This window comes from Breoghania sp. (genome assembly GCF_963674635.1).
Taxonomy (GTDB): Bacteria; Pseudomonadota; Alphaproteobacteria; order Rhizobiales; family Stappiaceae; genus Breoghania.
On sequence record NZ_OY771475.1, the window covers coordinates 1019872 to 1044490 of the forward strand.

The following is a 24619-nucleotide window of genomic DNA, read 5'->3' on the forward strand; positions in this document are numbered from 1 at the left end:
CATGCCCAGCGGCACCATTCTTGTAGCCGATGACGATGCTGCCATCCGGACCGTTCTCAATCAGGCCCTGTCGCGGGCAGGATACAATGTCCAGCTGACATCCAACGCCGCCACGTTGTGGCGCTGGGTCTCTTCGGGCGATGGGGATCTCGTCATCACAGACGTCGTGATGCCGGACGAAAGCGCCTTCGATCTGCTGCCGCGGATCAAGAAGATGCGGCCCGACCTGCCGGTCATCGTGATGAGCGCGCAGAACACGTTCATGACGGCCATCCGGGCGTCCGAGCGCGGGGCTTACGAATATCTGCCCAAGCCCTTTGACCTGAAGGAACTGATTTCGATCGTTGGGCGCGCGCTTGCGGAGCCCAAGGCGAAGCGGGTCACGGGGGCGGACGAGAACACCGAGAATATTCCGCTGGTCGGGCGCTCGCCTGCGATGCAGGAAATCTACCGCGTTCTGGCGCGCCTGATGCAGACGGATCTGACTGTCATGATCACGGGCGAGTCCGGGACAGGCAAGGAACTCGTCGCCCGGGCGCTGCATGACTATGGCAAGCGCCGCAACGGGCCCTTCGTTGCCATCAACATGGCTGCCATCCCGCGCGACCTGATCGAGGCGGAGCTGTTCGGTCATGAGAAGGGCGCCTTCACGGGCGCGCAGGCGCGCAGTGCCGGTCGTTTCGAGCAGGCGGATGGCGGTACGCTGTTTCTCGATGAAATCGGCGATATGCCGATGGAGGCCCAGACGCGCCTTCTGCGTGTGTTGCAGCAGGGCGAGTACACCGCCGTCGGCGGGCGTACGCCGATCAAGACCGATGTGCGCATCGTGGCGGCGACCAACAAGGACCTGCGACAGCTCATCAATCAGGGGCTGTTCCGCGAGGACCTCTATTTCCGTCTGAACGTGGTGCCGTTGCGTCTGCCACCGCTGCGCGAGCGCGGAGAGGACATTCCCGATCTCGTGCGCCATTTCTTCGCTCTCGTCGAGAAGGAGGGCCTTCCGGCCAAGCAAATCGAGCAGGCGGCACTTGAGCAGCTTCGCCGCTATCGCTGGCCAGGCAATGTGCGCGAGCTGGAAAACCTGATCCGTCGCCTTGCCGCACTCTATCCGCAGGAACTCATCACCGCGGGTCTGGTGGAGCAGGAGCTTTCGCAACAGACGGCGACGCCGAGCGAGCAGGAAGGCGACAATGCCGAAACGGATCTGTCCGGTTCGGTGGAGCGGTTCCTCAACGCCTATTTCGCCAATTTCGGTGACGCGCTGCCGCCGCCGGGCCTGTATCACCGGGTGCTGCGGGAAGTGGAGTATCCGCTTCTGTCCTCCGCACTGGCGGCCACGCGCGGCAATCAGATCAAGGCGGCGGAGCTGCTTGGCCTGAACCGGAATACGCTGCGCAAGAAGATCCGCGATCTCGACATTCAGGTGATCCGGAACTCACGCTAGGTGACGCGGTTCGCCTGCTTTGAACGACAATCAGGATCCCAGCCTTTGGCCGGGATCCTTGTCTGAGCCCCGGACCGGGCGCCAGACCTCGCCGTTGAGGCCCTGAGGACAGGGCATCCGGGCCCACAGTCACCAGTTCATCGGAGAATCGCCTCGCGCAATGCCGGGGAAGTTTGGCCGGTCACCCCCTTGGCGATGGCTATGCTTGCTGTCGCGCACGGGCACTTTTTCCAGTCCCATCCGGTTTATGCTGTGTTTTGAGAGCTTATTTTTTCTCAAGCCTTTGCTATGTCGCATTTTGGCTACAGTGTGTGATATCCGTTACGCGAGTTCATTGCGCGTTCAGCGTGCATGCAAACGGTAGACCGAAGGCATTCCATGACGGCTTCCGAAGACCTGGCAACAGACACGGCTCAGCGCAAACAGGCGCACGGCAACCGGATGATCCGGTCCTATGGCCTCGTCTTCATGGTCCTGTCGCTGATCTCGATTGGCGTCACCTTCGCCGTGCTGACCGGGCTGACCCCGCTGCGCCCGACGGGCAAAGTGGTGACGATCGCGCTTCTCACCAACGGGGTGCTCGTCTCGGGTCTTGTGGCGGCGATCGCCTGGGAAATCTATGGGCTGTGGACCGCGCGTCGGCGGGGCAGGGCGGCGGCCCGGCTTCAAGGCCGCATCGTCGGCCTGTTTTCCTTTATCGCGGTTATTCCGGCCATCCTTGTGGCCGTTGTCGCCACCTTCACGCTCGACCGAGGCCTGGACCGCTGGTTTGAGGTTCGCACACGATCGATCATCGACAACGCTCTGACGGTTGCCCGCGCCTACCTTCAGGAACACGCGAGGGTATTGCGCGCCGATCTCATCGCCATGGCGAATGACGTGGACCGGGCGAAATCGGTCTATGATTTCGAGCCGACGCGCTTTGACAGTTTCTTTGAGGCGCAAGCCTCGCTGCGCGGCATTCCGGCGGCGTTCCTTCTCAAGGCAGATGGTTCCATCGTTACCCGAACCGTCGTGGACTCAAAGGCCCAGGTGCTGATGCCGCCCTTGAGCGCATTCAAGCAGGCTGACGCAGGTCAGCCGGTTCTGATCGCGCCGGGTGTCTCCAGCCAGGTTGGCGGCGTGATGAGGCTCACCGCCTATGACGGGATCTATCTCTATGTGACGCGGTCCATGGACCCGCGGGTTGTCGACTATCTGCGCATGTCGCAGGAAGGTGCGCAGGAATACAACGCGCTCGACAACAGTCGCTTCGGGGTCCAGATCGCGTTCGCGCTCGTCTATATCGGTGTGGCGCTGGTGTTGCTCCTGTCCGCGATCTGGTTCGGTTTCGGCTTTGCCAACACGATGGTCTCGCCAATCCGGCGGCTGATCGCGGCGGCGGGACAGGTCTCCGAAGGAAACCTCTATGTGCAGGTGCCAATCGACCGGCGCGAAGGCGATCTTGCCAATCTCGGCGCGACCTTCAACATCATGACCGCGCAATTGCGCAGCCAACGCGAGGCGCTCCTTTCTGCCAACGACCAGATCGACCAGCGCCGCCGGTTCACCGAAGCGGTGCTCGCTGGCGTGACGGCTGGCGTCATCGGCATTGACGAGAGTCGGCGCATCACGCTCGTCAACCGTTCCGCGACGATGCTTCTTGAAGCGAACGATGAAAGCCTGCTCGGGCGCGATCTGGCCGAAGCCGTGCCGGAAATCGGGGAAATCGTCGATCCTGCCTTGAACCATGCCTATGGACGGACGGTGTCCGGCCAGATGATGCTGATGCGGGGCGGGCAGGAGCGGATCGTCAATGTTCGCGTGACGACGGAACAGTCCTCGCAAAGCGAGCATGGCTATGTGGTGACGCTGGACGACATCACGGACCTGGTGACGGCCCAGCGCACATCCGCATGGGCGGATGTGGCGCGTCGCATCGCCCATGAAATCAAGAACCCGCTCACCCCCATCCAGCTTTCCGCCGAACGTATCCGTCGTCGCTATGGAAAACGCATCGAGACGGATCGCGAGGTCTTCGACCAGTGCGTCGACACCATCGTGCGGCAGGTGGGCGAGATCGGACGGATGGTCGACGAGTTCTCGTCCTTCGCCCGTATGCCCAAGCCGACAAAGGAATATCAGGATCTCGTCTCAGCTGTGCGCGAGGCGGTTTTCCTGCAGTCGGTCGGCCACCCTGACGTGAACATCGAAAGCCGGATGCCGGATCACGCGGTGAATGCCTATTTCGACCACCGGCTGATCGGTCAGGCGATGATCAATGTGATCAAGAACGCCGCCGAAGCGGTGCTCGCGGCGCCTGAAGTGGAGAGTGGCGAAGAAAAGGGCCACATCACCGTTTCCCTTCATGAAGAGGGGGACCGGCTCGTGATCGATGTCGCGGATAACGGCATAGGCCTGCCGGTGGAAAACCGGCAGCGCCTGCTGGAGCCCTACATGACCACACGCGAAAAGGGCACCGGCCTCGGCCTCGCCATCGTTCGCAAGATCATGGAAGACCACGGCGGAGGCATCGAGCTGATGGATGCGCCGCAGGTCGCAGAGGGCGGCCATGGGGCGCTGGTGCGTCTGACGATCGCGGCCGGGGATGCGCCCTTGTCCGGCGAGCAGGCCGCGCTGGAACACGATTCAAACAATCTGGAAACACAAGCGGTGCACTCAAATGGCGTCTGACATTCTGATCGTTGATGACGAAGCTGACATTCGCGACCTGATTGCGGGCATTCTCGATGATGAGGGGTATCAGACCCGAACCGCGGGGGACAGCGACAGCGCCCTTGCCGCCATCGAGGAACGCAGGCCATCGCTGGTCATTCTGGATATCTGGCTCCAGGGCAGCCGTCTCGACGGACTGGCGTTGCTCGACCAGATCAAGGAACAGCACCCGGATCTCCAGGTCGTGATCATTTCCGGTCACGGCAATGTGGAGACCGCCGTGTCCGCCATCCGTCGCGGCGCCTACGACTATATCGAGAAGCCGTTCAAGGCCGACCGGCTGGTTCTCATCACCGAACGCGCGCTGGAGGCCTCCAAGCTGCGCAAGGAAGTTGCCGAACTGCGCCAGCGCTCCGGTGGCGCAGAGGAGCTGATCGGCACGTCTTCCGCGATCCACCATTTGCGCCAGACCATCGAACGGGTTGCACCGACCAACAGCCGCATTCTGATCTCCGGTCCTTCCGGAGCGGGCAAGGAACTGGCGGCGCGCACGATCCACCGCATGTCGAGCCGCGGCAACGGGCCGTTTGTGGTCATCAACGCGGCTGCGATCACGCCAGATCGCATGGAAGAAGAGCTGTTCGGCGTGGAACCGGATGGGGAAGGGCGTCCGCGCAAGGTGGGCGCGCTTGAGGAGGCGCATGGCGGCACACTCTATCTGGATGCGGTGGCGGATATGCCACGCGAGACCCAGAGCAAGATCCTGCGTGTGCTGGTCGACCAGACGTTTACCCGCCTCAATGGCGCAACACGCGTTCAGGTGGATATCCGCATCATTTCCTCCTCCTCGCGCGATCTGGAGCACGAGATTGCAGAAGGCCGCTTTCGCGAGGATTTGTTCCATCGCCTCGGCGTGGTGCCGTTGCGTGTGCCGGGGCTCGCGGAACGCCGCGAGGACATTCCGGAGCTTGTCGCCTTCTTCATGGATCAGATTTCCGCCAGCTCCGGTCTGCCCGTGCGCGCGATCGCTGCGGACGCCATGGCGGTGCTCCAGACCCATGACTGGCCGGGCAATATCCGCCAGCTGCGCAACAATGTGGAGCGGCTGATGATCCTGACCCGCGGGGACAGCGACACGGAAATCACCGCCGACATGCTGCCGGCCGAGGTGGGGTCCACCCTGCCTCCGATGGCGTCCAACAATGGCGGCGAACACCTCATGGCCATGCCGCTTCGCGAGGCGCGAGAGATGTTCGAGCGCGATTATCTGACTGCCCAGATCAAGCGTTTCGGCGGTAATATTTCGCGCACGGCGGAATTTGTCGGCATGGAGCGCTCGGCACTCCATCGCAAGCTGAAGTCACTGGGCGTTTCCTGATCGGCGCGATGTCGTTGAAAAGGCGGCGCGATTCATCCCGATTCAGAGGCGTGGAATCCCTCTGACAGGGGTGTTTCCGGTGGGGATGACAGGGGGTTACCCTTGTCCGTTCTTCCGGGGATTGCGACGTTTGCTGTCAGCTTGGCCTTGCAATCGGTCACAGTCGTGGTACCGGATCAGGTCAGCGTGCGCGGCTTGAGGGGCGTGCGCGCAAGATCAGGAGCGCGCGATGAAAGTGGTGATCTGTGGAGCCGGCCAGGTCGGCTATGGCATCGCCGAAAAACTGGCTGCCGAACAAAACGACGTATCGGTCATCGATTCCTCGCCAAAGTTGATCAACGCGATCCGCGATACGCTGGATGTGCGCGGCTTTGTCGGTCACGGGTCTCACCCCGACACCTTGGCACTGGCCGGGGCCGATCAGGCGGACATGCTGATCGGCGTGACGCTCTACGACGAAGTGAACATGGTCGCCTGTCAGGTGGCACATTCGCTCTTCAACGTTCCCACCAAGGTCGCCCGCATCCGCGCCCAAAGCTACCTGCACACCCATTGGCGCGATCTGTTCACGCGGGACAACATGCCCATCGACGTGATCATCTCGCCGGAAATCGAGGTGGGCGAAATGGTGTTGCGGCGGATGGCATTGCCGGGGGCGGTGGAAACCATCCGTTTTGCAGACGATCACGTTGTCGTGGTCGGCATCCTGTGTGGAGAGGATTGCCCGGTCGTCGACACGCCGCTTCGCCAGCTCACCGAGCTGTTCTCCGATCTGGGCGCCGTGGTGACGGGCATCATGCGCGGCAATCACCTGTTCGCGCCCAAGAGTTCCGACAGCATGCTGGAAGGCGATCTGGTTTATGTGGTCGCCAAGCGCGAGCATGTGCGCCGGACGCTCGCCATTTTCGGCCACGAGGAGCCGGAGGCAAACCGGGTCGTGATCGCAGGCGGTGGCAATATCGGGCTCTATGTGGCGCGCAATCTGGAAAAGCGGCAGGCGCGGGCAAAGATCAAGATCGTGGAAGGCTCGCGGGACCGTGCCATCCAGATCGCCGATGATCTGAAGCGCACGGTGATCCTGCATGGCAGCGCGCTCGATCAGGAAATCCTGCGCGAGGCCGATATCGGCGAAGCCGACACGATGGTGGCCCTGACCAATGACGACGAGGTCAACATCCTGTCCTGCGTCATGGCCAAGAAGCTCGGCTGTCGCCGCAATCTGAGCCTTTTGAACAATGCGGGCTATCCGGCCTTTGCCCATGCTCTGGGCATCGACGCCTATATCAACCCGCGCGCGGTGACGATCTCCAAGATCCTGCAACATGTGCGACGCGGACGTATCCGGGGCGTGCATTCGTTGCAGAACGGGCAGGCGGAAGTCATCGAGGCGGAGGCGCTGGAAACCTCTCCGCTCGTCGGACGCCCTCTGTCTGCGGTCGATCTTCCCGATGGCATTCGCGTCGGCGCGATCTTTCGCGACAACACGGTGATCACGCCGAACGGGCGCACCCAGATCGAGGCGAATGACCGGGTCGTGATCTTCGCCACGGCGGATCGTGTGCGGCAGGTGGAACAGATGTTCCGCGTCAGCCTCGAATTCTTCTGAGGCAGCCGGCGAGACACCATGACCGGCACATTCTATTTCCTCTCCATCCTGCTTCTGGTCTTCTCGGGGACCATGTTGTTCCCGGCTGCCGTGGCGGTCGCGGGGGGAGATCTGCCGGTCGGGTTGAATTTTGCCATGATCGCCGCGCTGGTGGCGTTCGTTGCGGGCTCGACGTTTCTCGCCCTGGGCGGGAACATGCGCCGCTTCAACCGGGTGCAATCCTACGTCTTGCTCGTGAGCGCATGGGTGGTGCTGCCGCTCGTCGGCGCGCTGCCTTTCATGACGATTGCGGGCATCAACCCCTGGACAGCGATCTTTGAGTCCGTTTCCGGCTTCACCACGACGGGAGCTACCGCCATCGGCTCGCTTGAGCGATTGCCGCTGGCTCTGGTCGTATGGCGGGCGGAGCTGCAGTGGCTTGGCGGATTGCTGACCCTGCTGGGCATCACCCTGATTTCGGCTCCTGCGGGGATCGGCGGATTGCCGGATCGCTATATCCGCCTGATCGGAACAGAGGGACACCAGGATCGCAAGCGTGTGCTGTCAGCTGCGCTCGATATTGCGGGCTTTTACGTCGGCGTCACGCTGGCCTGCATCATTGCGCTGCTCGTTTCCGGCATCGCGCCCATCCATGCGGTATGCCTCGCCTTCTCAACCGTTTCGACGGGTGGCTTCGTTCCCATCGATGGCGAGATCTCTTCTTTCGCCAATCCGATGGCAGAAATGGTCTTGATGGTCTTCATGCTCGCCGGAGCCACCAGCATTCTGTGGCAGCGGATGCTGCTCGTCGGGCGGGTACAGGTCCTGAAACAACACCGTGAAAGCTATTCGGTGATCATTCTGGCGGCGGTGCTGGGACTGGTCTATGCGGCTGTGCTGTTCCGGGCCGCCGGATCCAGTACCGTTCTGGGGCCGTTCCAGGCGCTGCGTGAAGGGCTCTTTACAGCGATTTCTCTCGTCAGCACGACCGGCTTTGAGGTGCGCAACGGGGGCTTCACAGTGTTGCCGCTCACCCTTGTGCTCTTCATCGCGCTTGTCGGTGGCGGCACATTCTCGACCGCTGGTGGGCTCAAGCACTACCGCCTTGGCGGCATGGCCGTGCAGGCTTATCGCGAGCTCGGGCGGCTGGTCTACCCACACGCGATCCGGTCCTCGCAATTCGGATCGCAGACCTATGATATCCAGCTCATGAAGGCGATCTGGAGCTTCTTTGTTGCCGCGATTTTCACGGTGGCCATGGGGTCTCTGGCGCTGGCGCTGGAGAACATGGACTACGAAGGCGCCTTGATTGCCGCCATCGGCAGCTTTTCGAATATCGGCACGCTCTATACGAGCGCCTGGCTTCCGATCGATGCGCCGGCCTGGCCGGAATTCTCTGCCTTTAACTCCCACACGAAGCTGATCCTGTGCGCCTTGATGATTCTGGGTCGCATCGAGGTGCTCGCATTGTTTGGGGCGCTCAACAGAACCTACTGGTTCCGGCGCTAAACAGCCGCAGGGACGCTTGAGTTATATGTACGTTTTCGTACACAACCTCCGCGGCCATGCTATTTTTGTCACAGTCTTTACGCACAATACGCTTTGGTCTGTAGCTGACGGGTGACAGGCGCGGCTTTTTGGGCCATTTTTCGAGCGTTTGGAGCCGACGGTTACGAGGGACGCGCACGCCATCCATTGGGTATTCTGCAAACTCGGGCGAAATCAATTGTTCTGCCCTTGATTTGTATTGGTCATCACTGTCGGCGGTCAGGACGTCCTGAGGCGATGGCGTTGGCCGAGGAAGACGATTGATCTTTGGGGCACGCCGGTTCCCATGGTTCCGCTATAGCCTTTTGGGTTATAGAAAGGTGTGCCGGACAGCGTTGAAATGGGCAAGGCTTACGGGATTCGAAGGACTGGGGCGAACCCGACGGCAAGCAATATCTGAACGAGGGCGAAATGCCAGATGCCCGTTGGGCTGGCGTCGTTGGGGGGAGCAACGGTGAACGGGCCTGTCCGAAAAGGCAGTCTCGTGCTTGGCCCGTCGAGCTTGCGGATCGGGTGTCCGGAAAGCTTGATGAAAACGGGCGGAAGCAGGTATTCAGAGGCCCGAAACGATGGATGGGCGATGGAAGCCCATCCGGTGGACAGGAACCAAGACCCTGGATCCGGTGTTGAACAATCGGAGCAGGATCGGGACAGCCAATCTGCAAGGTCATGGCCGGGTGCTTTGGGGCGTAGCGGCTAGCAAGCCTTGCGGGTTGAACAAGCCAGAGGTTGGAAGAAACGGATGCGAGGTGCGACATCGTCGTCATTCGCATCTTGCTTGCGGGCCGGTCCGGTTGGGAGGTAACCGCTTCGGCATCGTGTGACATGTCCTCTCGGAGGCAGGCTCCGCACGGGATGGAACCCGTGCGGTCTGTGGAGCGGGAAGGCGTGAACGGACGGGAGGCGCCTGACAGACAATCGGCGGCAATCCGGCCGGAATGGAAGGTCACCTTTCGGGGCAGGGACAGGATCGCGGCGGGTTTTCCCCGCGGTCGTTTTTCGGAACCGACTGGGACGAAATGCCGATGACACTGGCGTCAAAGGTCAATTTTGAGGCACCGCCGCGTGTGCCGGATTGGCTGTTGATGCTGTCGGCAGAGGGGACGTGGAGAACGAAGGGGGCAATGTCGGCGGAATTGGGGGCGAATGGGGCCCTGATCCGAGCCGCTCTCGGTTTTTCTCCGCGATGGGCAGGTGGATGAAAGCTTGCGAAGCAATTGGCATCGCTTGTGCTTGTCTGAATCTGTGGGACCAAGGCGCACGTGCCCGGCACACGGCCGGCAGTGGCCACAAAAGAACCGTGTATCAAGACTAGGACGCCGGAGCCGCGTCCGCGCAGAACAGGAAAAAAACAATTATGGCAGACCGCGCTCAGAATCTTCAGGATACGTTTCTGAACCATGTCCGCAAGGGCAAGACGCCTCTTACGATCTTCCTCGTCAACGGTGTGAAGCTCCAGGGCGTCGTGACCTGGTTCGACAATTTCTGCGTGTTGTTGCGTCGTGACGGCCATTCACAGCTCGTCTACAAGCATGCTATCTCTACGGTGATGCCGAACCAGCCTGTACAGCTGTTCGATCCCACTGACGAAGATACGGAAAAGGCTCAGGACTAATTGGAACCCGTCGACTGGCGGCAGATTGACAAGCCGGAGGTGGCTGAGGCTACCGGACCGGAAGACGGCGTGACCCATGGCGCGCCGGCACTTGTAATCGTCCCTATTATATCGGGGCGCAGGGCGGCACAGGGCTCAGCCCCGCGCAGGACCCCGGAAGCGCGCCTGGAAGAGGCGGTGGGGCTCGCCGCCGCCATTGCACTCGATATCAAGCACTCAAGCGTGGTCCGCCTGAATGACAGGCGACCTGCGACCTTGTTCGGCACCGGTAAGGTTGAAGAACTAGGCGCGCTTGTGAAGGCGGAAGAGGTGGAGCTGGTGGTCGTGGACCATATGCTCACCCCCATCCAGCAACGCAACCTGGAACGGGCGTGGAACGCGAAGGTTCTCGACCGGACCGGGCTTATTCTGGAAATCTTCGGAGAGCGGGCGCGCACGAAGGAAGGTCGGCTTCAGGTGGAGCTGGCTCATCTGACGTGGCAGAAGTCGCGCCTCGTGCGCTCTTGGACACACCTTGAACGCCAGCGCGGTTCGCTGGGCTTCATTGGCGGGCCGGGCGAAACCCAGATCGAAGCCGACCGCCGGATCATTCAGGAGCGGATTACACGGCTTGAGAAGGAGCTGGAGCAGGTGCGCCGCACCCGTACGCTTCACCGCGCCCAGCGCCGCAAGATCCCGCATCCCATCGTGGCGCTTGTCGGCTATACCAACGCCGGCAAATCGACTCTGTTCAATCGGCTGACCAACGCGAAGGTGATGGCGGAAAACCTGCTTTTCGCCACGCTGGATCCGACCTTGCGCAAGATCACGTTGCCGCACGGGCTGGAAGTGATGATGTCGGATACGGTGGGGTTCATTTCCGATCTGCCGACACATCTCGTGGCCGCCTTCCGGGCGACGCTGGAAGAGGTTCTGGAAGCCGATCTCATCCTCCATGTGCGCGATATCAGCCATGCCGACACGAGCGCGCAGGCGGAAGACGTGGAAGAGACGCTGGAGCAGCTGGGCGTCAATCCGAAGGATGGGGTGCGGATTGTCGAGGTCTGGAACAAGATAGACAGGCTTGAGCCGGACAACCGTGCTGGGCTTGTTGCCCGTACGCAGGAAAGTGGCGAGGCGATTGCCGTTTCCGCGCTGACGGGCGAGGGGGTTGAGGCTCTGCTTGGCCGTGTGGAGGCCATTCTGACGGCAGAGCGCGAGGTGATGGAAGTCCACCTGAGTGCCGATGACGGGGAGGGGCTGGCATGGCTCTACCGCGCCACGGAGGTTCTTGCCCGCGAAGATAGCGAAGCCGGTATGGACTTGCGTGTGCGGGTTCCCGAAAAGGCGCTTGATGCCTTCCGAGCCCGGTTTGCAGGACAGATAGAGGGCGCGCGCTAGACCTGTTCGCGCGCCTTCCCTTCACGCCGTTTCGCGGCCTGCCATTCCGCCTCCATCTCGTCGAGCGTCATGTCGTTCAGATCTCGGCCCTGATCGAGAGCGGCGTCCTCAATGGCTGCGAAGCGGCGGCGGAACTTGCGATTGGTGCCGGCAAGAGCTTTTTCCGGCTCCAGTTTCAGGTGGCGGGCGAGATTGGCAACGGCAAACAGCACATCCCCCAGCTCATCTTCCATCTCAGGCGTGGCATCGCCTTCAGAGGCCGCGATCTCCGCTTCAAGCTCGTCCAGCTCCTCACGGATCTTGGCGATGACCGGACCGGGCTTTCCCCAGTCGAATCCGACCTTTGACGCCTGTTTTTGAAGCTTCTCGGCTTCCATGAGTGCGGGCAAGGCGCGCGCCACGCCGTCCAGCAGGCCTGGGGCCTTGTCCTGAAGGCCAGCAGCGGCACGGCGTTCGGCGCGTTCGCGCTTTTCCTCCGACTTGATCCGCTCCCACAGGCCTTTGACCATTCCGGCGTTGCGCGCTTCCTCGTTGCCAAAGACATGCGGATGGCGTCGGATCATCTTGGTGGTCACCGCCTCGACCACGTCGGGAAACGCGAATGTTCCGTCTTCCTCGGCCATGCGGGCGTGATAGACGACCTGCAGCAACAGATCGCCCAGTTCCTCGCACAGATCGACCGGATCGCCGCGATGGATCGCGTCGGAGACCTCATAGGCTTCCTCGATCGTGTAGGGGGCGATTGTCTCGAAGGTCTGCTCCACGTCCCAGGGACACCCGGTCTCGGGTTGCCGCAGGGCGGCCATGATCTCGATCAGGCGGGAAATATCGCGGGACGGCTGCATGATGGTTCTTCCGGAAATGGTCGGCAACGCGGCCCCAAGGCTGCAAGGCTGCGTTGCGAATCCGTGGATCGTATCAAAGCTCACCCGCAGGCACGAGGCATTAGCCTCTCCCAGTTTCAAAAGACCTTTAGGTGACTGGAGGTTGGCAGGAAGACTGGATCTGTTCGCGCCTGTCAGCCCTCGGGAACGCAGACCGCCCCGTTTCGTATCGCTGTGAGCGTTTTCCAGATCAGAAGCAGGATCACGGCGCAAAGCAGCGCATAGAGGGCGATGCCCGCCTTTTGATGGAGCGCGGATCCGCTCTTTTCCGCGAAGATGAATGTGGCGATCGTGAAGGCGGCGATGGGGAACGAATAGGCCCACCACGACAGGGCGAAGGGAAGGCGGCGCAACTTGGTGGCCTGTGCTGCAATGATCAGGAAGAACAGGATGGCGGCGTTGTAGAGAATGCGGGCGAAGACATCGAGCTCGCCCGTCAGCTGCTCATAGGCGATGAGCCCGACCGCGGGCGGCGCAATCAGGATAACCAGCGTCGGCATGAGTTTGTCCGGCAGCGGGTTGTGGAAGATCAGCCGGTTGAAGACCAGCGTGAGCAGCACGACCCAGAAGACGAGCCCGACGGAGAAGAAAAACCACGAAATTTCGATGAAACCGAACTCGGCCCCGGCAATCGGGACAATTATGTTGCCGACGGCGGGAATGAACCAGGCCGGATTGATGTGCAGTGCCTCGAAGGGGCGATGGCCAATCCAGGCGGAGACAACCGCCAGCGTGCCCACCAGATGAAGCAGGGCCCCGATGCCCCAGATCGTCATCGCCATGCCCCCAGGCGCAGCTTTTGCCATTGCCGTGCCTATGAGCACGAGGCTGACGGATATGGTGGGGAAGAAGCTGATGCGAACCGGATGGTTCCATTCCCAGGCGATGTCTGTGGGATGACGCATTGCCTTGATGGCATAAAGCGTGGCGACGGCTATGAAGCAGACAATGGTGATGGCAAGAAGGGCGAGGGGAAAGAGCGCGTGACTGCCCAGCGTATGCTGCAGGCGCTGGGTGGCGAGCGTCAGACCTGCCATCCCCATGATCACAGCGAAAAAGCTGACTGGGAAATGTTTGAGCCGGGGCTCGTTTGCATCCGCATCCGGGGAAGTAGCCGTCATCTAGAAAAGCCCTCATATGGCAATTAGTGAATATCTCTGAATTTGGGAATATAGCTCCGCTTTGAGCAAGACAATGAGGATCGTCACTCCGAGCTTCCAATTGGAAGCAACAAACACGCTCGGCATTCCGGCATCCTCACTGCTGACGCCCCATCGTCATAGGCACAGAGCAAGGGCGCAATCAGCAGGGTCTGGGTTGGCGCAACGCCTTTCGCGACACGGCCGCCAAAAAAGGCTCAGCCGATGTTGGCAGTCCACACCGAAGGCAGTGCGCCGGCATCGAGGCCGGAGCGCCGGTGTCCTTGCAGACATACGATGGGTCTGGCGCGATAGAAATGCGACGTTGGTTCCAACCGCGAGCCCCCAACCGGACCGGCCGGGCACAAGTGGGGACGGGAGAGGGCAGCACAAAGCGGAAATCGAGACGGCCCAGGACCGCTTTGACAGCCCGTCGCTCACATGAGCGCGTGACGCACCAGCCGGAGCTCCTCAATCCCGCGTGGGGATGTGCCAGCCACATTGGATCAATGGCTGGCCTTATTGAGCCGCTTTCATCCCGAGCGACCGCTTTTTCGGTTCGCAATCGCATCCCACTACGCCAGCCATATCCATACAGGGAAACGTCTAGAGGTCAGAAAACTAAAGCAGAAGAGCGGACCATTATTCTAGGCTAATCCCACCGATGCTCCCAAGAATAAACATAATTACATCTAAGATCCCGACTCCTTCAAAAGAGAAGTGCTGGATATTCAAATGCACCCGAAACTTGCGCCTTCAATCAAGTCTGTATCCGCCATTCTTGCCATCGCGACCATCATTGCCTCAGCCTTGGTTGCATATGACGCAAATGGGAACCCGTTTGGCACGGTCCGCGTTGCTGCACTCAGGGACTACGGTGGAACGACTTTTGCTGACATAAGAAATCTTGAACTATGGCGCTTGATTACAGCCCAACTTGTTCATGTGAAACAAGGACATATGCTATATAATGCAGTTTGTCTTTTGCTTGTCGGAAGTCTCGTTGAGAAAAAGATAGGTCCAGCCCGCGTCCTCGTCATTTGGCTGTTTGCGGGAGGACTGGCAACATATGTCAGCCCGATTGGAGTAGAGGCTCCCTGGAATGTGGGAACCGGCGCATCGCAAGCTGTCTTTGCGTTGGCGACAACTGCTCTCGTTTTGATCTTTTATCGTGAAGTTGAGCGGATGCGCGGGGGTGTCCTGGTGGCATTCGCCTTAATCCCTGGACTGGCACTTGACTTCATGACCGCAGGTTATCCCAAGCCAGGGCATGCGGTGGCGCTCTGCCTGGGAGGTTTATTGGGCTTGTTGTTTCACCACCGTGCGCGCTCACGGGATGGTGCCCCAACAATTGGCAAGGCTTGATCTGGTGTTTCGGCAGGCGTCAGTCGTATCGTCGGCGACGCCAAACCGTCCGCAGCTGTCGCATGGCGCTTTGCACGACAGGCATCCAGCGCAGCAATCTGAAAACAGACACGACTTGCGGTGACAAAGAGCGGCATCGGCGATGCGAAATGGGGTGTGGCGAGGATCGCCCAGCCGGAAGACAGGGCGCTGTCGCCGAAAGAGTTGATGTGCACGGACGAAGCGAAGGGACCTTTGGTGCAGAGGGGCGCAATCTCCAGTACCGATCCATAATTCGCATAAGATATATTATGGAACTTATGACTGGGCGTCTGTGGTGGGAGACTTGGCCGGTTCCGGTTCGATGGCCATCGGCGCAGAGTGCCGCGGCTGGCCCGGCCCTTAGGCGTTGATATCACAGCCGATCCGCACACTTGCTGGCTGCCGAGTTCATGGGGGGGCCGACGACAACCAGTCCCATGATCGGGAGCGCCTTGCCACTTGCGCGCTGCCACCGAGCGTGACGGTTCAGAACGGATCGCCGGGCTCGTCCTCACTTGATATGACGGTGCGTGCCACATCGTAGCTGAAGCCCGCGCGGCACAGGGCTGCCATATCGCGTTCGCTATAGTCCGCGCGCTGTCCGCGTGTGCGCCACGGGCCGAGCCTGCGCCGTTTGGCCAGACGCCGTGCCGCGCTTGTCTCGTCTGTGGTGTCGGCCGCGATCACACGTTCGATAAGTGCCTTGGGAACACCTTTTGCCGCCAGTTTCGCCTCGATCTGGCGACGGGACGCGCCCTTGCGGCGTAGCGAATAGGCCCGCGTTTCGGCATAGGCGGTATCATCGACAAGCCCGAGCGCAACACAGCGCTCAACGGTGTGGCCGATCATTTCGGAGAATTCGGACGGATCCCGCTGGTGGGCATGTGCCGCACGGGCAACCTTGCGCTCCAAAACGCGCCGCAGGTTTTCCGACGACGAGGCATAGCGGTCGAGATACGCCACAGCGGACCTTATCAGCCGCTCGGGATCCGGCAGCTTGTAGATCCTGCGGCGTTTCTCGTCCGGGTCTTCCGTCGGTGCGCTCATGCTTTCTTTTCGCCGATTCAGGGCATTGAGGCAAAGTTTCGAAAGCCGCCAAACGCAAGAACATCGCGCCCTATTGGGCCATCAGACGTTTTGCCTGCGGGATCGCGAAGTCGAGAAGCACCTTGAGAGAGGTTTGCCAGGCACCCGGATCGTTGTAACGGCCGGCAAAGGACGCTACGACAAGTCCGACCTGAGGCTGAACCGTCAGTCTCTGCCCACCATTTCCGACCGCAATCGCGATGGTGCGGGCATCGCCGCCTGCCAGATACCAGAGATACCCGTAGCGGGTCCTGTCATCGACTTTGGCCCGCGGCTTGAAAGAGACATCAAGCCATTCGGCTGGAATGATCTGCTTTTCCTCGAACTTTCCGCCGTCGGCGACCAGTTGCCCGATCTTGGCCAATTCCGGCAAGGTGAGCCGCAGGCCCGACGCCGCCGAGGGCTCGCCATCCTTGCCCGAAATCCATTCGTAACTGTCAATGCCAAGCGGCTCGAAGAGCACCTTCGCCGCATAGGCATCGAGCTTCATGCCTGTGCCCTTTTCGATGAGCTTTCCCACCAGCGCGACCGATCCACCACTGTAGATCCAGCTGCCACCAGGCGCTTCGCGGATCGGACGCTCAAGAACATAGCGATAGCGATCCGGCGCATTCTCCATGGCGATCTCGCTGTTGCGCGGGTCGCTATAGGGAAGGTTTTCATTCCACTCCAGCCCCATCTGCATCGACAGCGCATGCCGGACCAGAATGCGGTTGCGGCCCGGCTCGTTCATGAGGTCGGCATATTCGGGAAACTGGGCGTAGAGCGGCGCGTCGGGGCTGGCGACCTTGCCCTCGGACAAGGCGATGCCATAAAGTAGCCCGACCACCGACTTGGTCACGGAGCGCAAATCATGAAGCGTGTCCGGCCCGTGGTCACGAACGCCAAGCGGATCGCCCCAGCGCTCGTCCTCGCCGGGGAAATAGACCTCAGCGAGCCTCTTGTGCCGAAAATCGATTATCGCTCCGTGAAGTCCCGGCAGATCCCCTGCCTCAAAGCTGGCTTTCAATTCCTGGTCCAGAGACTGGGCATGCGCTGATGTGAACATGGAGGCAGCCAGAAATGGCGTGGCCAGCGCCAGAAATGTCGATCTTGCCAGCATGCGAAAGCTCCCCGAGCCGGATAAAGATGGCGCATCTTGCATGGTTGACGGGTTTGTTCAATCGCGCGCAGGAGCGATTTCCACGATACGCTTTGCGGAGTCGGGATTAGTGCCCTCCTCCACCTCCCCCGCTGAGCCCCTGTGGTTTCTTGACGAAGACGAGCGCCACCAGAAGGCCGACAAAGAGCAGGGTGAGAACGAAGAAGAGATCCGCAAAGGACATCAGGAAGGCATCCCGGCTCACGAGGTTTGAAACCGTGATCAGTGCGGCCTTTTCCGCCGAGGGGCCAAGCGCCCCAAAGGCATGGGCCATGCCGGCCATGGTCTCGTTCACCATGTGGCGCGACCAGTTCACGTTTTCCGCGATCCGTTCGTAGTGGAACGCCTGACGGTCGTTCAACATGGTGTTGATGACCGCAAGGCCAAATGCACCGCCAAGGTTCCGCGTGAGATTGAAGAGGCCGGAGGCGTTCTTGATCATCTCCGGCGGCAACAGACCGAGGGCGATGTTGTTGATCGGCACCATGCAGATCATCAACGAGCAACCGCGCAGGATCTGCGGAATAAACAGCTCCCAGAAGTCCCACTCCGCCGTGATTCCGGTGACCATCCAGGTGCCGAGCGCGAAGCCGGAAAAACCGAGCGCCATCATCACCCTTGGATCGAGCACACTCATCAGACGGCCCGCAATCGGCGCCGTCAGGAACATGGCTGCCCCACTCACGAACATGGTTTCGCCGATCTGGAGCGCGTTGTAGTCGCGTATGCCGGCCAGATAGACAGGATAGAGATAGGTAAGCCCGTAAAGCCCGATGCCCATGGTGAAGCTGAACAGGCTGCCCATTGCGAAATTCGTATCCGAAAAGGCCCTAAGATCGACGATCGGTTCTTCGGCCGTAAAGGCGCGCCAGAAGAAGAGAAAGCCGCCGACGGCCGAAGCGATCGCGAAGACCAGGATAATTTCGCTCTGGAACCAGTCTTCCTTGGATCCCTCCTCCAGCACGTATTCAAGCGAGCCTAGGAAGACAGCGAGACCTGCAAGCCCGGCCCAGTCGAGCTTTTCGAGAAGTGAGGGATCGGGTTCGTCGAAGTCAATCAGCACGATGGCCGCGATGGTGACGAGAATGCCCGGCACCACATTGATCAGGAACAGCCAGTGCCAGGAGGCGAATTCGGTCAGGTAGCCGCCGAGCGTCGGGCCAATCGTGGGCGCAAGCGTCGCCACGAGGCCGATGATCGGCGAGACGATATTGAATTTCGCGCGCGGGAAAATGAGGTAGGCGGTCGCGAAAACCGTCGGAATCATGCCGCCGCCAATGAAACCCTGCAGCGCGCGGTAGATGATCATCTCGTTGATGGTCGTCGCCGTCGAGCACAGGAGGCTCATGATCGTGAAGCCGCCCGCTGAGATCGCGAACATCCAGCGGGTCGACAACATCCGCGAGAGATAGCCCGACAACGGGATCATGACGACCTCCGCGATCAGGTAACTCGTCTGCACCCACGGAATTTCGTCCGACGACGCACTGAGGCCGGACTGGATATCGCTGAGGGAAGCGGAGACGATCTGGATATCCAGGATCGCCATGAACATGCCGAAGACCATGCACATGAAGGTGAAGAGCTTTCGCCCGTCGATATGCTCGTCTTCCGGCGCGCCGGTCCGCGATTGGCTGCTCATTGGATCATACGCCTAGTGCAGTGCCGCCGCCGTTGTCGCGCCCGGCGCGTTGCCAGTGCGGGTATCGACGCTGGCTTCAACCGACATGCCCGCCCGTAGGTGGCCGCGCGCAGCTTCCTCGGGTGAAACGGCGATGCGAACCGGAACGCGCTGAACGACCTTGGTGAAGTTGCCGGTCGCGTTTTCGGGCGGCAGCAGCGAGAACACCGAGCCGGTCGCAGGCGAGATGCTCTCGACCGTGCCGTGGACCGGTTCACCGGGCAGCGCGTCGACCTCAAGGTCAACGACGGCGCCGGGTTCGATGCCCTCAAGCTGCGTCTCCTTGAAATTGGCTTCCACGTAAACTTTGGAAAGCGGGACCATGGCCGCCACGCGGCTGCCGGGCTGGAGAAGGGTTCCAATATCGACAGCGCGATTGCCGACGACACCATCCACCGGCGCACGGATCACCGTGAAGCTCAGGTCCCGCATGGCCTTGGCAAGCGCGGTCTGAGAACTCGCGACAGCCTGAAGAGCCTCTTCGCGCTGGGCGCGCAACACATCGATATTGGCGTTGGCAAGCACCACGGCAGCGCGTGCGGAAGCCAGGTTGGCCCGGCTCTGCTTGAGCGCGGCCTCGGCGGTGTCGAGCGTGGATTGTGACGCGGTGCGTGTCTCCACGAGCCGCTTCTGGCGGGTATGGTCGGTGGTTGCCTTTTCATAGCTGGCGGCAGCGGAATCAACGGAGGCTTCGGCCTGGGTGACGTTCGCCTTGCCAGCTTCAATCTGCTTTTCGATCCGGACAACCGCTGCCTTGGCAGACGCGACCGCATTCTCCGCAGAACGAACGGCGAGCCTGTAGTCGCCATCATCAAGACGGACAAGAACATCCCCTGCCCGGACGGTCTGGTTGTCGCTCACCTCGATCGCGGCCACGTGACCGGAGACCTTGGACATGATCGTGGTGATGTCCGCACTCACATAGGCGTCGTCCGTGGTCTCGTAGAACCGACCATGGGTCCACCAAGTAAAGCCTTCATAGGCACCGAAGGCGCCGCCGAGAGCCAGAATGGCCAACAGAATGCGACGTGCCTTGTTGCCCCGCTTGGGCGGGCGGGTGCGACGCCCACCGCGCTTTGGCTCACTGGCTTCGAGCATCGGCGCGTCGTCGTTGTGCTGCGGAGCTTCGCCCTTGGCACCGGCGGCACCGGTCGGCAGTGCGTCGACCTTGGAACTTTTCGCCGTTGCGGGCTCCGGGGTACTGTCCTGCTTGCGAATGGGAATCGGGGAATCCATGACGATTTCCTGCGATGAGCGGTCGGTCCGGTATGCCACGGGCTGCACCTTGGTCTTTGAATTCGAGAAGCTGACCTACGTCTGGCGCAAAATCGCGCGAAGCCGACGATCGGGTCGTAAAATAGTTGACTGAACGGTTCGGTCAATGCCTATATGTCGCATCTTCGCGGCGATGGCAAGAGCCGAAATCGCGAAACCATCTCAGATACGGCAGAAAAGGCACTCAGTCACGTGTACGGCACACCTAACGAATAAGTCTTTATATACAATAGGATATAAGACTTTTGCCGCGCATTCCCGATGCAAGGGAGATGTGAATTACGGACTGCGGGTGTCAAGCCTCCCTTCGGTCGCAGCCAATCCCGAATGATCGACCGAAGGGCGCTAAAAGAATATAATGAAGTGGCATGTGTTTCGGCATGAATGCCCAGAAAGCTGATGGCAATACAAACATGAGCGTTATGGATAAGGCAGAAAAAAAAGCGGCGCACCTTCGTGGTGCGAAGGAAACGCAGGCCCCTCTTGCACCGCAAGACAATGCAAAGTGCCGCCAGATTCTGGAGGGAGCGCGCACTGTGTTCCGCGCGAAGGGCTTTGACGGCGCGAGCATGGAGACCATTGCGCGCGAGGCCAATGTCTCCAAGGGGACCCTCTATGTCTATTTCGAAAGCAAGGAAGCGCTATTTGAGGCGCTCATTCTGGCCGACCGCCACACCCAGGCTGAGTCCCTCCTCAAATTCAACACCGAACACCCGGATATGGTCACAGACCTGAAGTCACTGGGGCGTCGTTACGTCCGGTTGATGGTCTCACAAGACAAGATCGCGACCTTGCGAATGGTTCTGGGGGCGGCGGAGAAATTCCCCCAATTCGGTCGCCTCCTCTATGAGGCAGGTCCGGTTCAGGGCGCGATACGCCTCGGGGCCTATCTCGATACCTGTGTCGCCGCCGGCAAGCTCAAATCCTGCGACACCGTCCGCGCGGCCGAGCATTTCTTCGAGCTCTGTGTTGCCAGCCTTGTGAAGCGCAGGATGTTCGGGATGATCAACACTGTCGAAGAGGCCGAGATTGAAAAGACCGTCGATCTGGCGGTTGATATTTTCCTGAACGGCTATGGTTCTGGAAAGTCCTGAACCGGAGCTTTCGGCAAAGCCGCTTTCCGCCCTGCCCGCGCCGCCTAGGCCTTGGGAGCCGGATATTCGATCACCATGCCGTCATGGGCGGGTTCGATGCCCTGCGGCAAGGTCTCAACCAATGTGTCGTAGTCCAGATCGACATGCATATTGGTAAGGATCCCGCGCGCGGGCTTCATGCGCTCAAGCCAGTCAAGCGCGTCATCGAGCGAGAAATGGCTGGGATGGGTGCGCGGACGCAAGGCGTCGAGGATCCAGACATCCAGTCCTTCCAGCGCTGACACGCTTTCCTCCGGGATTGCTTTGACATCCGGCATGTAGGCAAGACCAGCGATCCGGAAACCGAGGGCGTTGATCTCGCCGTGGTTGACCGCGATGGGCAAGGCGGTGATAGGCCCCCCTTCCCCAACGATTGTGACCGGCTCGCCGGGCGTCAGACGTGCTTCCTCCAGGATGGGCGGATAGCCGGAACCGGGCGGTGTCGTAAAGCAATAGCCAAAGGCCGCATGCGCGCGCTCGGCGGTCGTCTCATCCATAAAGACAGGCACACGCGAGCGATTGTGAATCGCGATCTGGCGCAGGTCGTCGATGCCGTGGATGTGGTCGGCATGGGCATGGGTGTAGAGCACCGCATCCAGATTTCCGACATCGGCATCGATAAGCTGCTGACGCATATCCGGGCCGGTATCGATGAGAACCTGCGTGCGCCCACCATCGGCTGCGATACGCTCCACCACCAGAGAACACCGGCGGCGGCGATTGCGCGGCTGGGAGGGATCGCAATGTCCCCAGTCATTGCCAATGCGCGGCACGCCACCTGACGAGCCGCATCCAAGGATGGTGAAACGATAACGCGATGTCATACCCGCCACTCCAGCACGCTCACGTTCCCTGAACAGCCGCCTTGCTGCGATCGACCTTGGCGAAGAGACGGTAGAAATTCTCTGTCGTGATCTTCGCCATTTCCTCGTAAGGGACGCCGTGAACCTCGGCGAGCACCCTTGCGGTGTTCACCACAAAAGACGGCTCGTTGCGCTTTCCACGGTTCGGCATGGGGGCGAGATAGGGCGAATCCGTTTCCACCAGCAGACGATCGGTCGGGATATCCGCCGCGACGGCGCGGATTTCTTCCGATTTCTTGAATGTCAGGATGCCCGAAAACGAGATGTGAAGCCCGAGCTCCACGCCCTTCATGGCCAGATCCCGGCCAGAGGAGAAGCAATGCAGGATCGCGGGGAAGAATCCGCGGCCCATTTCCTCGCTCAAAATGGCGATCATGTCGTCATCGGCATCGCGCGCATGAATGACCAGCGGCAACTGCGTGCGCCGGGCAGCCTCGATATGGCGGCGGAAGCCTTCGGCCTGCGCGTCGCGCGGGGCCTTGTCGTAGAAATAGTCGAGCCCCGCCTCGCCAATGGCCACCACCTTGGGATGGCCTTCGGCAAGCGCGACGAGATCGTCGGCGGTGATATCGAGTTCCTGGTCCGCATTGTGCGGGTGGGTGCCGACAGAGCACCACACGCAGTCATAGGTTTCCGCAATGGGGCGGATTTTCTCGAACTGCGCCACCCGCGTGGAGATCGTGACCATGGTCTCGACCCCGGCCGCGTTGGCGCGTGCGATGACCTCGTCCCGCTCCGCGTCGAAATCGGGAAAATCGAGATGGCAATGGCTGTCGACGACCATTACGCCGTGCCCTCTTCCTTCGCTTCTTCGACGTAGCGCGGAAAGACGCCCGACGGCTTGGGAAGCGAAACGCCCGGCTTGAGACGCCCGGTCTCTCCAAGAGAGGCAAAGCTGCGCGCGCCCTCGTCAAGAGCAAGAAGGTCGAGCAGCTTGGAACAGGAGGTCGGCATGACCGGCTGGGCCAGGATCGTCACCTGTCGGACGATTTCCGCCGTCACATAGAGGACCGTGCCCATACGAGCCGGGTCGGTCTTTTTCAGGGCCCAGGGCTCCTGGGAGGCGAAATAGCGGTTGGCTTCCGCGACCACGGACCAGACGGCTGCCAGAGCCTGATGGATCTCCTGCTTCTCCATGGCCTTGCGGCATGTCTCCAGCAGCGCATCAGCCTGTGTGAGCATCTCCTTGTCGGCCGCGGAGAATTCGCCGGGCTCCGGCAGCACACCGCCAAGGTTCTTGCCGATCATCGACAATGAGCGTTGCGCGAGATTGCCCAGATCATTCGCCAGGTCCGCGTTCGTGCGATTGACGATGGCATCGTGGCTGTAATTGCCGTCCTGGCCAAAGGGCACTTCACGCAGCAGGAAGAAGCGGAGCTGATCAAGGCCATAATGTTCGATCAGCGAGAACGGGTCGATCACGTTGCCGACCGACTTCGACATCTTCTCTCCGCGGTTGAAGAGGAAACCGTGCGCGAAGACGCGATGCGGGGTCGCGATGCCCGCCGACATCAGGAAGGCGGGCCAGTAGACGGCGTGGAAGCGGACGATGTCCTTGCCGATCACATGAAGATTGGCCGGCCAGAATTTCTGCCACTTCGGATCGCTCTCATCGGGATAGCCGAGCGCGGTGATGTAGTTGGTGAGCGCATCAACCCACACATACATCACGTGCTTCGGGTCGCCCGGCACCGGGATGCCCCAGTCGAAAGTGGTGCGTGAAATGGAAAGGTCCTTCAGCCCCCCCTTCACGAAGCTCACGACCTCGTTACGGCGTTCCGACGGGCCAATGAAATCCGGATTTGCTTCATAGTGCGCCAGAAGGCGATCCTGATAGGCGGAGAGACGGAAGAAATAGCTCTCCTCCTCCACCCACTCCACCGGCGTGCCTTGCGGGCCGTAGCGGACACCGTCCTCGCGAAGCTCGGTCTCGCCTTCCTGGTAATAGGCTTCGTCGCGCACCGAGTACCAGCCGGAATAACTGTCCTTGTAGATGTCGCCATTTTCCAGCATGCGCTGCCAGATTGCCTGGCTGGCGGCATGGTGGCGCGGCTCGGTCGTGCGGATGAAATCATTGTTGGAGCACCCGAGCGCCGCCACCATCTCCTTGAACCGGCCCGCATTGCGGTCGGCAAGCTCGCGCACCGGCATACCCTCGCGGGCGGCGGTCTGATGCATCTTCTGACCGTGCTCGTCCGTACCCGTCAGAAAATAGACATCACGGCCATCAAGCGCCATGAAGCGGGCGATCGCATCGGTCGCGATGGCTTCATAGGCGTGGCCGATATGGGGCACACCATTGGGATAGGAAATGGCGGTGGTGATGTAGAACGGCGTCGTGTCGGTCATGGAATTCCTGTCATGCGCGGCGGGTCATGAACATCGCTCAAAACCCAGGCCGAACGGCATTGCAGGCGCGGCGCCGT

The 24619-nt window shown here is 60.8% G+C and carries 18 protein-coding genes; 9 read left to right on the forward strand and 9 right to left on the reverse strand.

Going from position 1 to position 24619, the window contains the following annotated elements:
* Position 1: 1 nt before the first annotated feature.
* The 7 genes from ntrC (at position 2) to hflX (ending at position 11605) form a co-directional block, all read left to right on the forward strand.
* A complete protein-coding gene (gene ntrC / locus ABGM93_RS04535) occupies positions 2-1444 on the forward strand; it encodes a nitrogen regulation protein NR(I) (RefSeq protein ID WP_321503900.1) in 1443 nt (480 codons plus the stop codon).
* A gap of 378 nt (positions 1445-1822) precedes the next feature.
* Positions 1823-4117, forward strand: coding sequence for a PAS domain-containing sensor histidine kinase (locus tag ABGM93_RS04540; protein ID WP_321503902.1), 2295 nt, complete (start codon positions 1823-1825; stop codon positions 4115-4117).
* Positions 4107-5477, forward strand: a complete 1371-nt coding sequence (locus tag ABGM93_RS04545) for a sigma-54 dependent transcriptional regulator (protein WP_321336957.1) — start codon at positions 4107-4109, stop codon at positions 5475-5477. The genes ABGM93_RS04540 and ABGM93_RS04545 overlap by 11 nt, the downstream gene beginning before the upstream one ends.
* 229 nt (positions 5478-5706) lie before the next feature.
* Positions 5707-7083: a Trk system potassium transporter TrkA gene (gene trkA / locus ABGM93_RS04550; protein WP_321503904.1), complete on the forward strand. Its 1377-nt coding sequence runs from the start codon at positions 5707-5709 to the stop codon at positions 7081-7083.
* A gap of 18 nt (positions 7084-7101) precedes the next feature.
* Positions 7102-8571, forward strand: coding sequence for a potassium transporter TrkG (locus ABGM93_RS04555; protein WP_321503906.1), 1470 nt, complete (start codon positions 7102-7104; stop codon positions 8569-8571).
* A gap of 1396 nt (positions 8572-9967) precedes the next feature.
* Positions 9968-10225: an RNA chaperone Hfq gene (gene hfq / locus ABGM93_RS04560; protein WP_319773723.1), complete on the forward strand. Its 258-nt coding sequence runs from the start codon at positions 9968-9970 to the stop codon at positions 10223-10225.
* Positions 10226-10264: 39 nt separating this feature from the next.
* Positions 10265-11605 (forward strand): GTPase HflX, encoded by a 1341-nt coding sequence (hflX, locus tag ABGM93_RS04565; RefSeq protein WP_321503908.1) that lies wholly within the window; start codon positions 10265-10267, stop codon positions 11603-11605.
* On the opposite strand, the gene mazG is transcribed toward hflX, so the two are convergent.
* Both mazG and ABGM93_RS04575 read right to left on the reverse strand, forming a co-directional pair.
* A complete protein-coding gene (gene mazG / locus ABGM93_RS04570) occupies positions 11602-12450 on the reverse strand; it encodes a nucleoside triphosphate pyrophosphohydrolase (RefSeq protein ID WP_321503910.1) in 849 nt (282 codons plus the stop codon). The two genes, hflX and mazG, sit on opposite strands and share 4 nt — an antisense overlap.
* Before the next feature lie 173 nt (positions 12451-12623).
* Positions 12624-13526: an SLAC1 anion channel family protein gene (locus ABGM93_RS04575; RefSeq protein WP_321503912.1), complete on the reverse strand. Its 903-nt coding sequence runs from the start codon at positions 13524-13526 to the stop codon at positions 12624-12626.
* 837 nt (positions 13527-14363) lie between these two features.
* Between ABGM93_RS04575 and ABGM93_RS04580 the strand changes: the two genes are divergently transcribed.
* A complete protein-coding gene (locus ABGM93_RS04580; RefSeq protein WP_321503914.1) occupies positions 14364-14993 on the forward strand; it encodes a rhomboid family intramembrane serine protease in 630 nt (209 codons plus the stop codon).
* Positions 14994-15500: 507 nt separating this feature from the next.
* On the opposite strand, the gene ABGM93_RS04585 is transcribed toward ABGM93_RS04580, so the two are convergent.
* The 4 genes from ABGM93_RS04585 to ABGM93_RS04600 form a co-directional block, all read right to left on the reverse strand.
* Positions 15501-16061 carry a RecX family transcriptional regulator gene (locus ABGM93_RS04585; protein WP_321503916.1) on the reverse strand — a complete coding sequence of 187 codons (561 nt, stop codon included), beginning with the start codon at positions 16059-16061 and terminating at the stop codon, positions 15501-15503.
* 70 nt (positions 16062-16131) lie between these two features.
* Positions 16132-17202 carry a serine hydrolase gene (locus ABGM93_RS04590; protein WP_321503918.1) on the reverse strand — a complete coding sequence of 357 codons (1071 nt, stop codon included), beginning with the start codon at positions 17200-17202 and terminating at the stop codon, positions 16132-16134.
* Between the two features lie 106 nt (positions 17203-17308).
* On the reverse strand, positions 17309-18883 hold the full coding sequence (locus ABGM93_RS04595; RefSeq protein ID WP_321503919.1) for a DHA2 family efflux MFS transporter permease subunit: 1575 nt from the start codon (positions 18881-18883) through the stop codon (positions 17309-17311).
* Between the two features lie 12 nt (positions 18884-18895).
* A complete protein-coding gene (locus ABGM93_RS04600; RefSeq protein WP_321503920.1) occupies positions 18896-20158 on the reverse strand; it encodes an HlyD family secretion protein in 1263 nt (420 codons plus the stop codon).
* 575 nt (positions 20159-20733) lie between these two features.
* Between ABGM93_RS04600 and ABGM93_RS04605 the strand changes: the two genes are divergently transcribed.
* Positions 20734-21291, forward strand: coding sequence for a TetR/AcrR family transcriptional regulator (locus ABGM93_RS04605; RefSeq protein WP_321503921.1), 558 nt, complete (start codon positions 20734-20736; stop codon positions 21289-21291).
* Positions 21292-21335: 44 nt separating this feature from the next.
* Here the strand turns inward: ABGM93_RS04605 and ABGM93_RS04610 are convergent, their stop codons facing one another.
* The 3 genes from ABGM93_RS04610 to metG are packed head-to-tail and all read right to left on the reverse strand — an operon-like array spanning position 21336 to position 24542.
* The gene (locus ABGM93_RS04610) at positions 21336-22154 is read right to left on the reverse strand and encodes an MBL fold metallo-hydrolase (RefSeq protein WP_321503922.1); all 819 of its coding nucleotides are present in this window, start codon (positions 22152-22154) and stop codon (positions 21336-21338) included.
* A gap of 19 nt (positions 22155-22173) precedes the next feature.
* A complete protein-coding gene (locus ABGM93_RS04615; protein ID WP_321503923.1) occupies positions 22174-22977 on the reverse strand; it encodes a TatD family hydrolase in 804 nt (267 codons plus the stop codon).
* Entirely contained in the window at positions 22977-24542 is a 1566-nt protein-coding gene (metG, locus tag ABGM93_RS04620; protein ID WP_321503924.1) for a methionine--tRNA ligase, read from the reverse strand. Before metG ends, ABGM93_RS04615 begins: the two co-directional genes overlap by 1 nt.
* Between the last annotated feature and the right edge of the window lie 77 nt (positions 24543-24619).

Bases quoted from the DNA above. Each gene is read 5' to 3' on its own strand.
- ntrC (WP_321503900.1), top strand. From the start codon at position 2: ATGCCCAGCGGCACCATTCTTGTAGCCGATGACGATGCTGCCATCCGG.
- ABGM93_RS04540 (WP_321503902.1), top strand. From the start codon at position 1,823: ATGACGGCTTCCGAAGACCTGGCAACAGACACGGCTCAGCGCAAACAG.
- ABGM93_RS04545 (WP_321336957.1), top strand. From the start codon at position 4,107: ATGGCGTCTGACATTCTGATCGTTGATGACGAAGCTGACATTCGCGAC.
- trkA (WP_321503904.1), top strand. From the start codon at position 5,707: ATGAAAGTGGTGATCTGTGGAGCCGGCCAGGTCGGCTATGGCATCGCC.
- ABGM93_RS04555 (WP_321503906.1), top strand. From the start codon at position 7,102: ATGACCGGCACATTCTATTTCCTCTCCATCCTGCTTCTGGTCTTCTCG.
- hfq (WP_319773723.1), top strand. From the start codon at position 9,968: ATGGCAGACCGCGCTCAGAATCTTCAGGATACGTTTCTGAACCATGTC.
- mazG (WP_321503910.1), bottom strand. From the start codon at position 12,450: ATGCAGCCGTCCCGCGATATTTCCCGCCTGATCGAGATCATGGCCGCC.
- ABGM93_RS04575 (WP_321503912.1), bottom strand. From the start codon at position 13,526: ATGGCAGGTCTGACGCTCGCCACCCAGCGCCTGCAGCATACGCTGGGC.
- ABGM93_RS04580 (WP_321503914.1), top strand. From the start codon at position 14,364: ATGCACCCGAAACTTGCGCCTTCAATCAAGTCTGTATCCGCCATTCTT.
- ABGM93_RS04585 (WP_321503916.1), bottom strand. From the start codon at position 16,061: ATGAGCGCACCGACGGAAGACCCGGACGAGAAACGCCGCAGGATCTAC.
- ABGM93_RS04590 (WP_321503918.1), bottom strand. From the start codon at position 17,202: ATGCTGGCAAGATCGACATTTCTGGCGCTGGCCACGCCATTTCTGGCT.
- ABGM93_RS04595 (WP_321503919.1), bottom strand. From the start codon at position 18,883: ATGAGCAGCCAATCGCGGACCGGCGCGCCGGAAGACGAGCATATCGAC.
- ABGM93_RS04600 (WP_321503920.1), bottom strand. From the start codon at position 20,158: ATGGATTCCCCGATTCCCATTCGCAAGCAGGACAGTACCCCGGAGCCC.
- ABGM93_RS04610 (WP_321503922.1), bottom strand. From the start codon at position 22,154: ATGACATCGCGTTATCGTTTCACCATCCTTGGATGCGGCTCGTCAGGT.
- ABGM93_RS04615 (WP_321503923.1), bottom strand. From the start codon at position 22,977: ATGGTCGTCGACAGCCATTGCCATCTCGATTTTCCCGATTTCGACGCG.
- metG (WP_321503924.1), bottom strand. From the start codon at position 24,542: ATGACCGACACGACGCCGTTCTACATCACCACCGCCATTTCCTATCCC.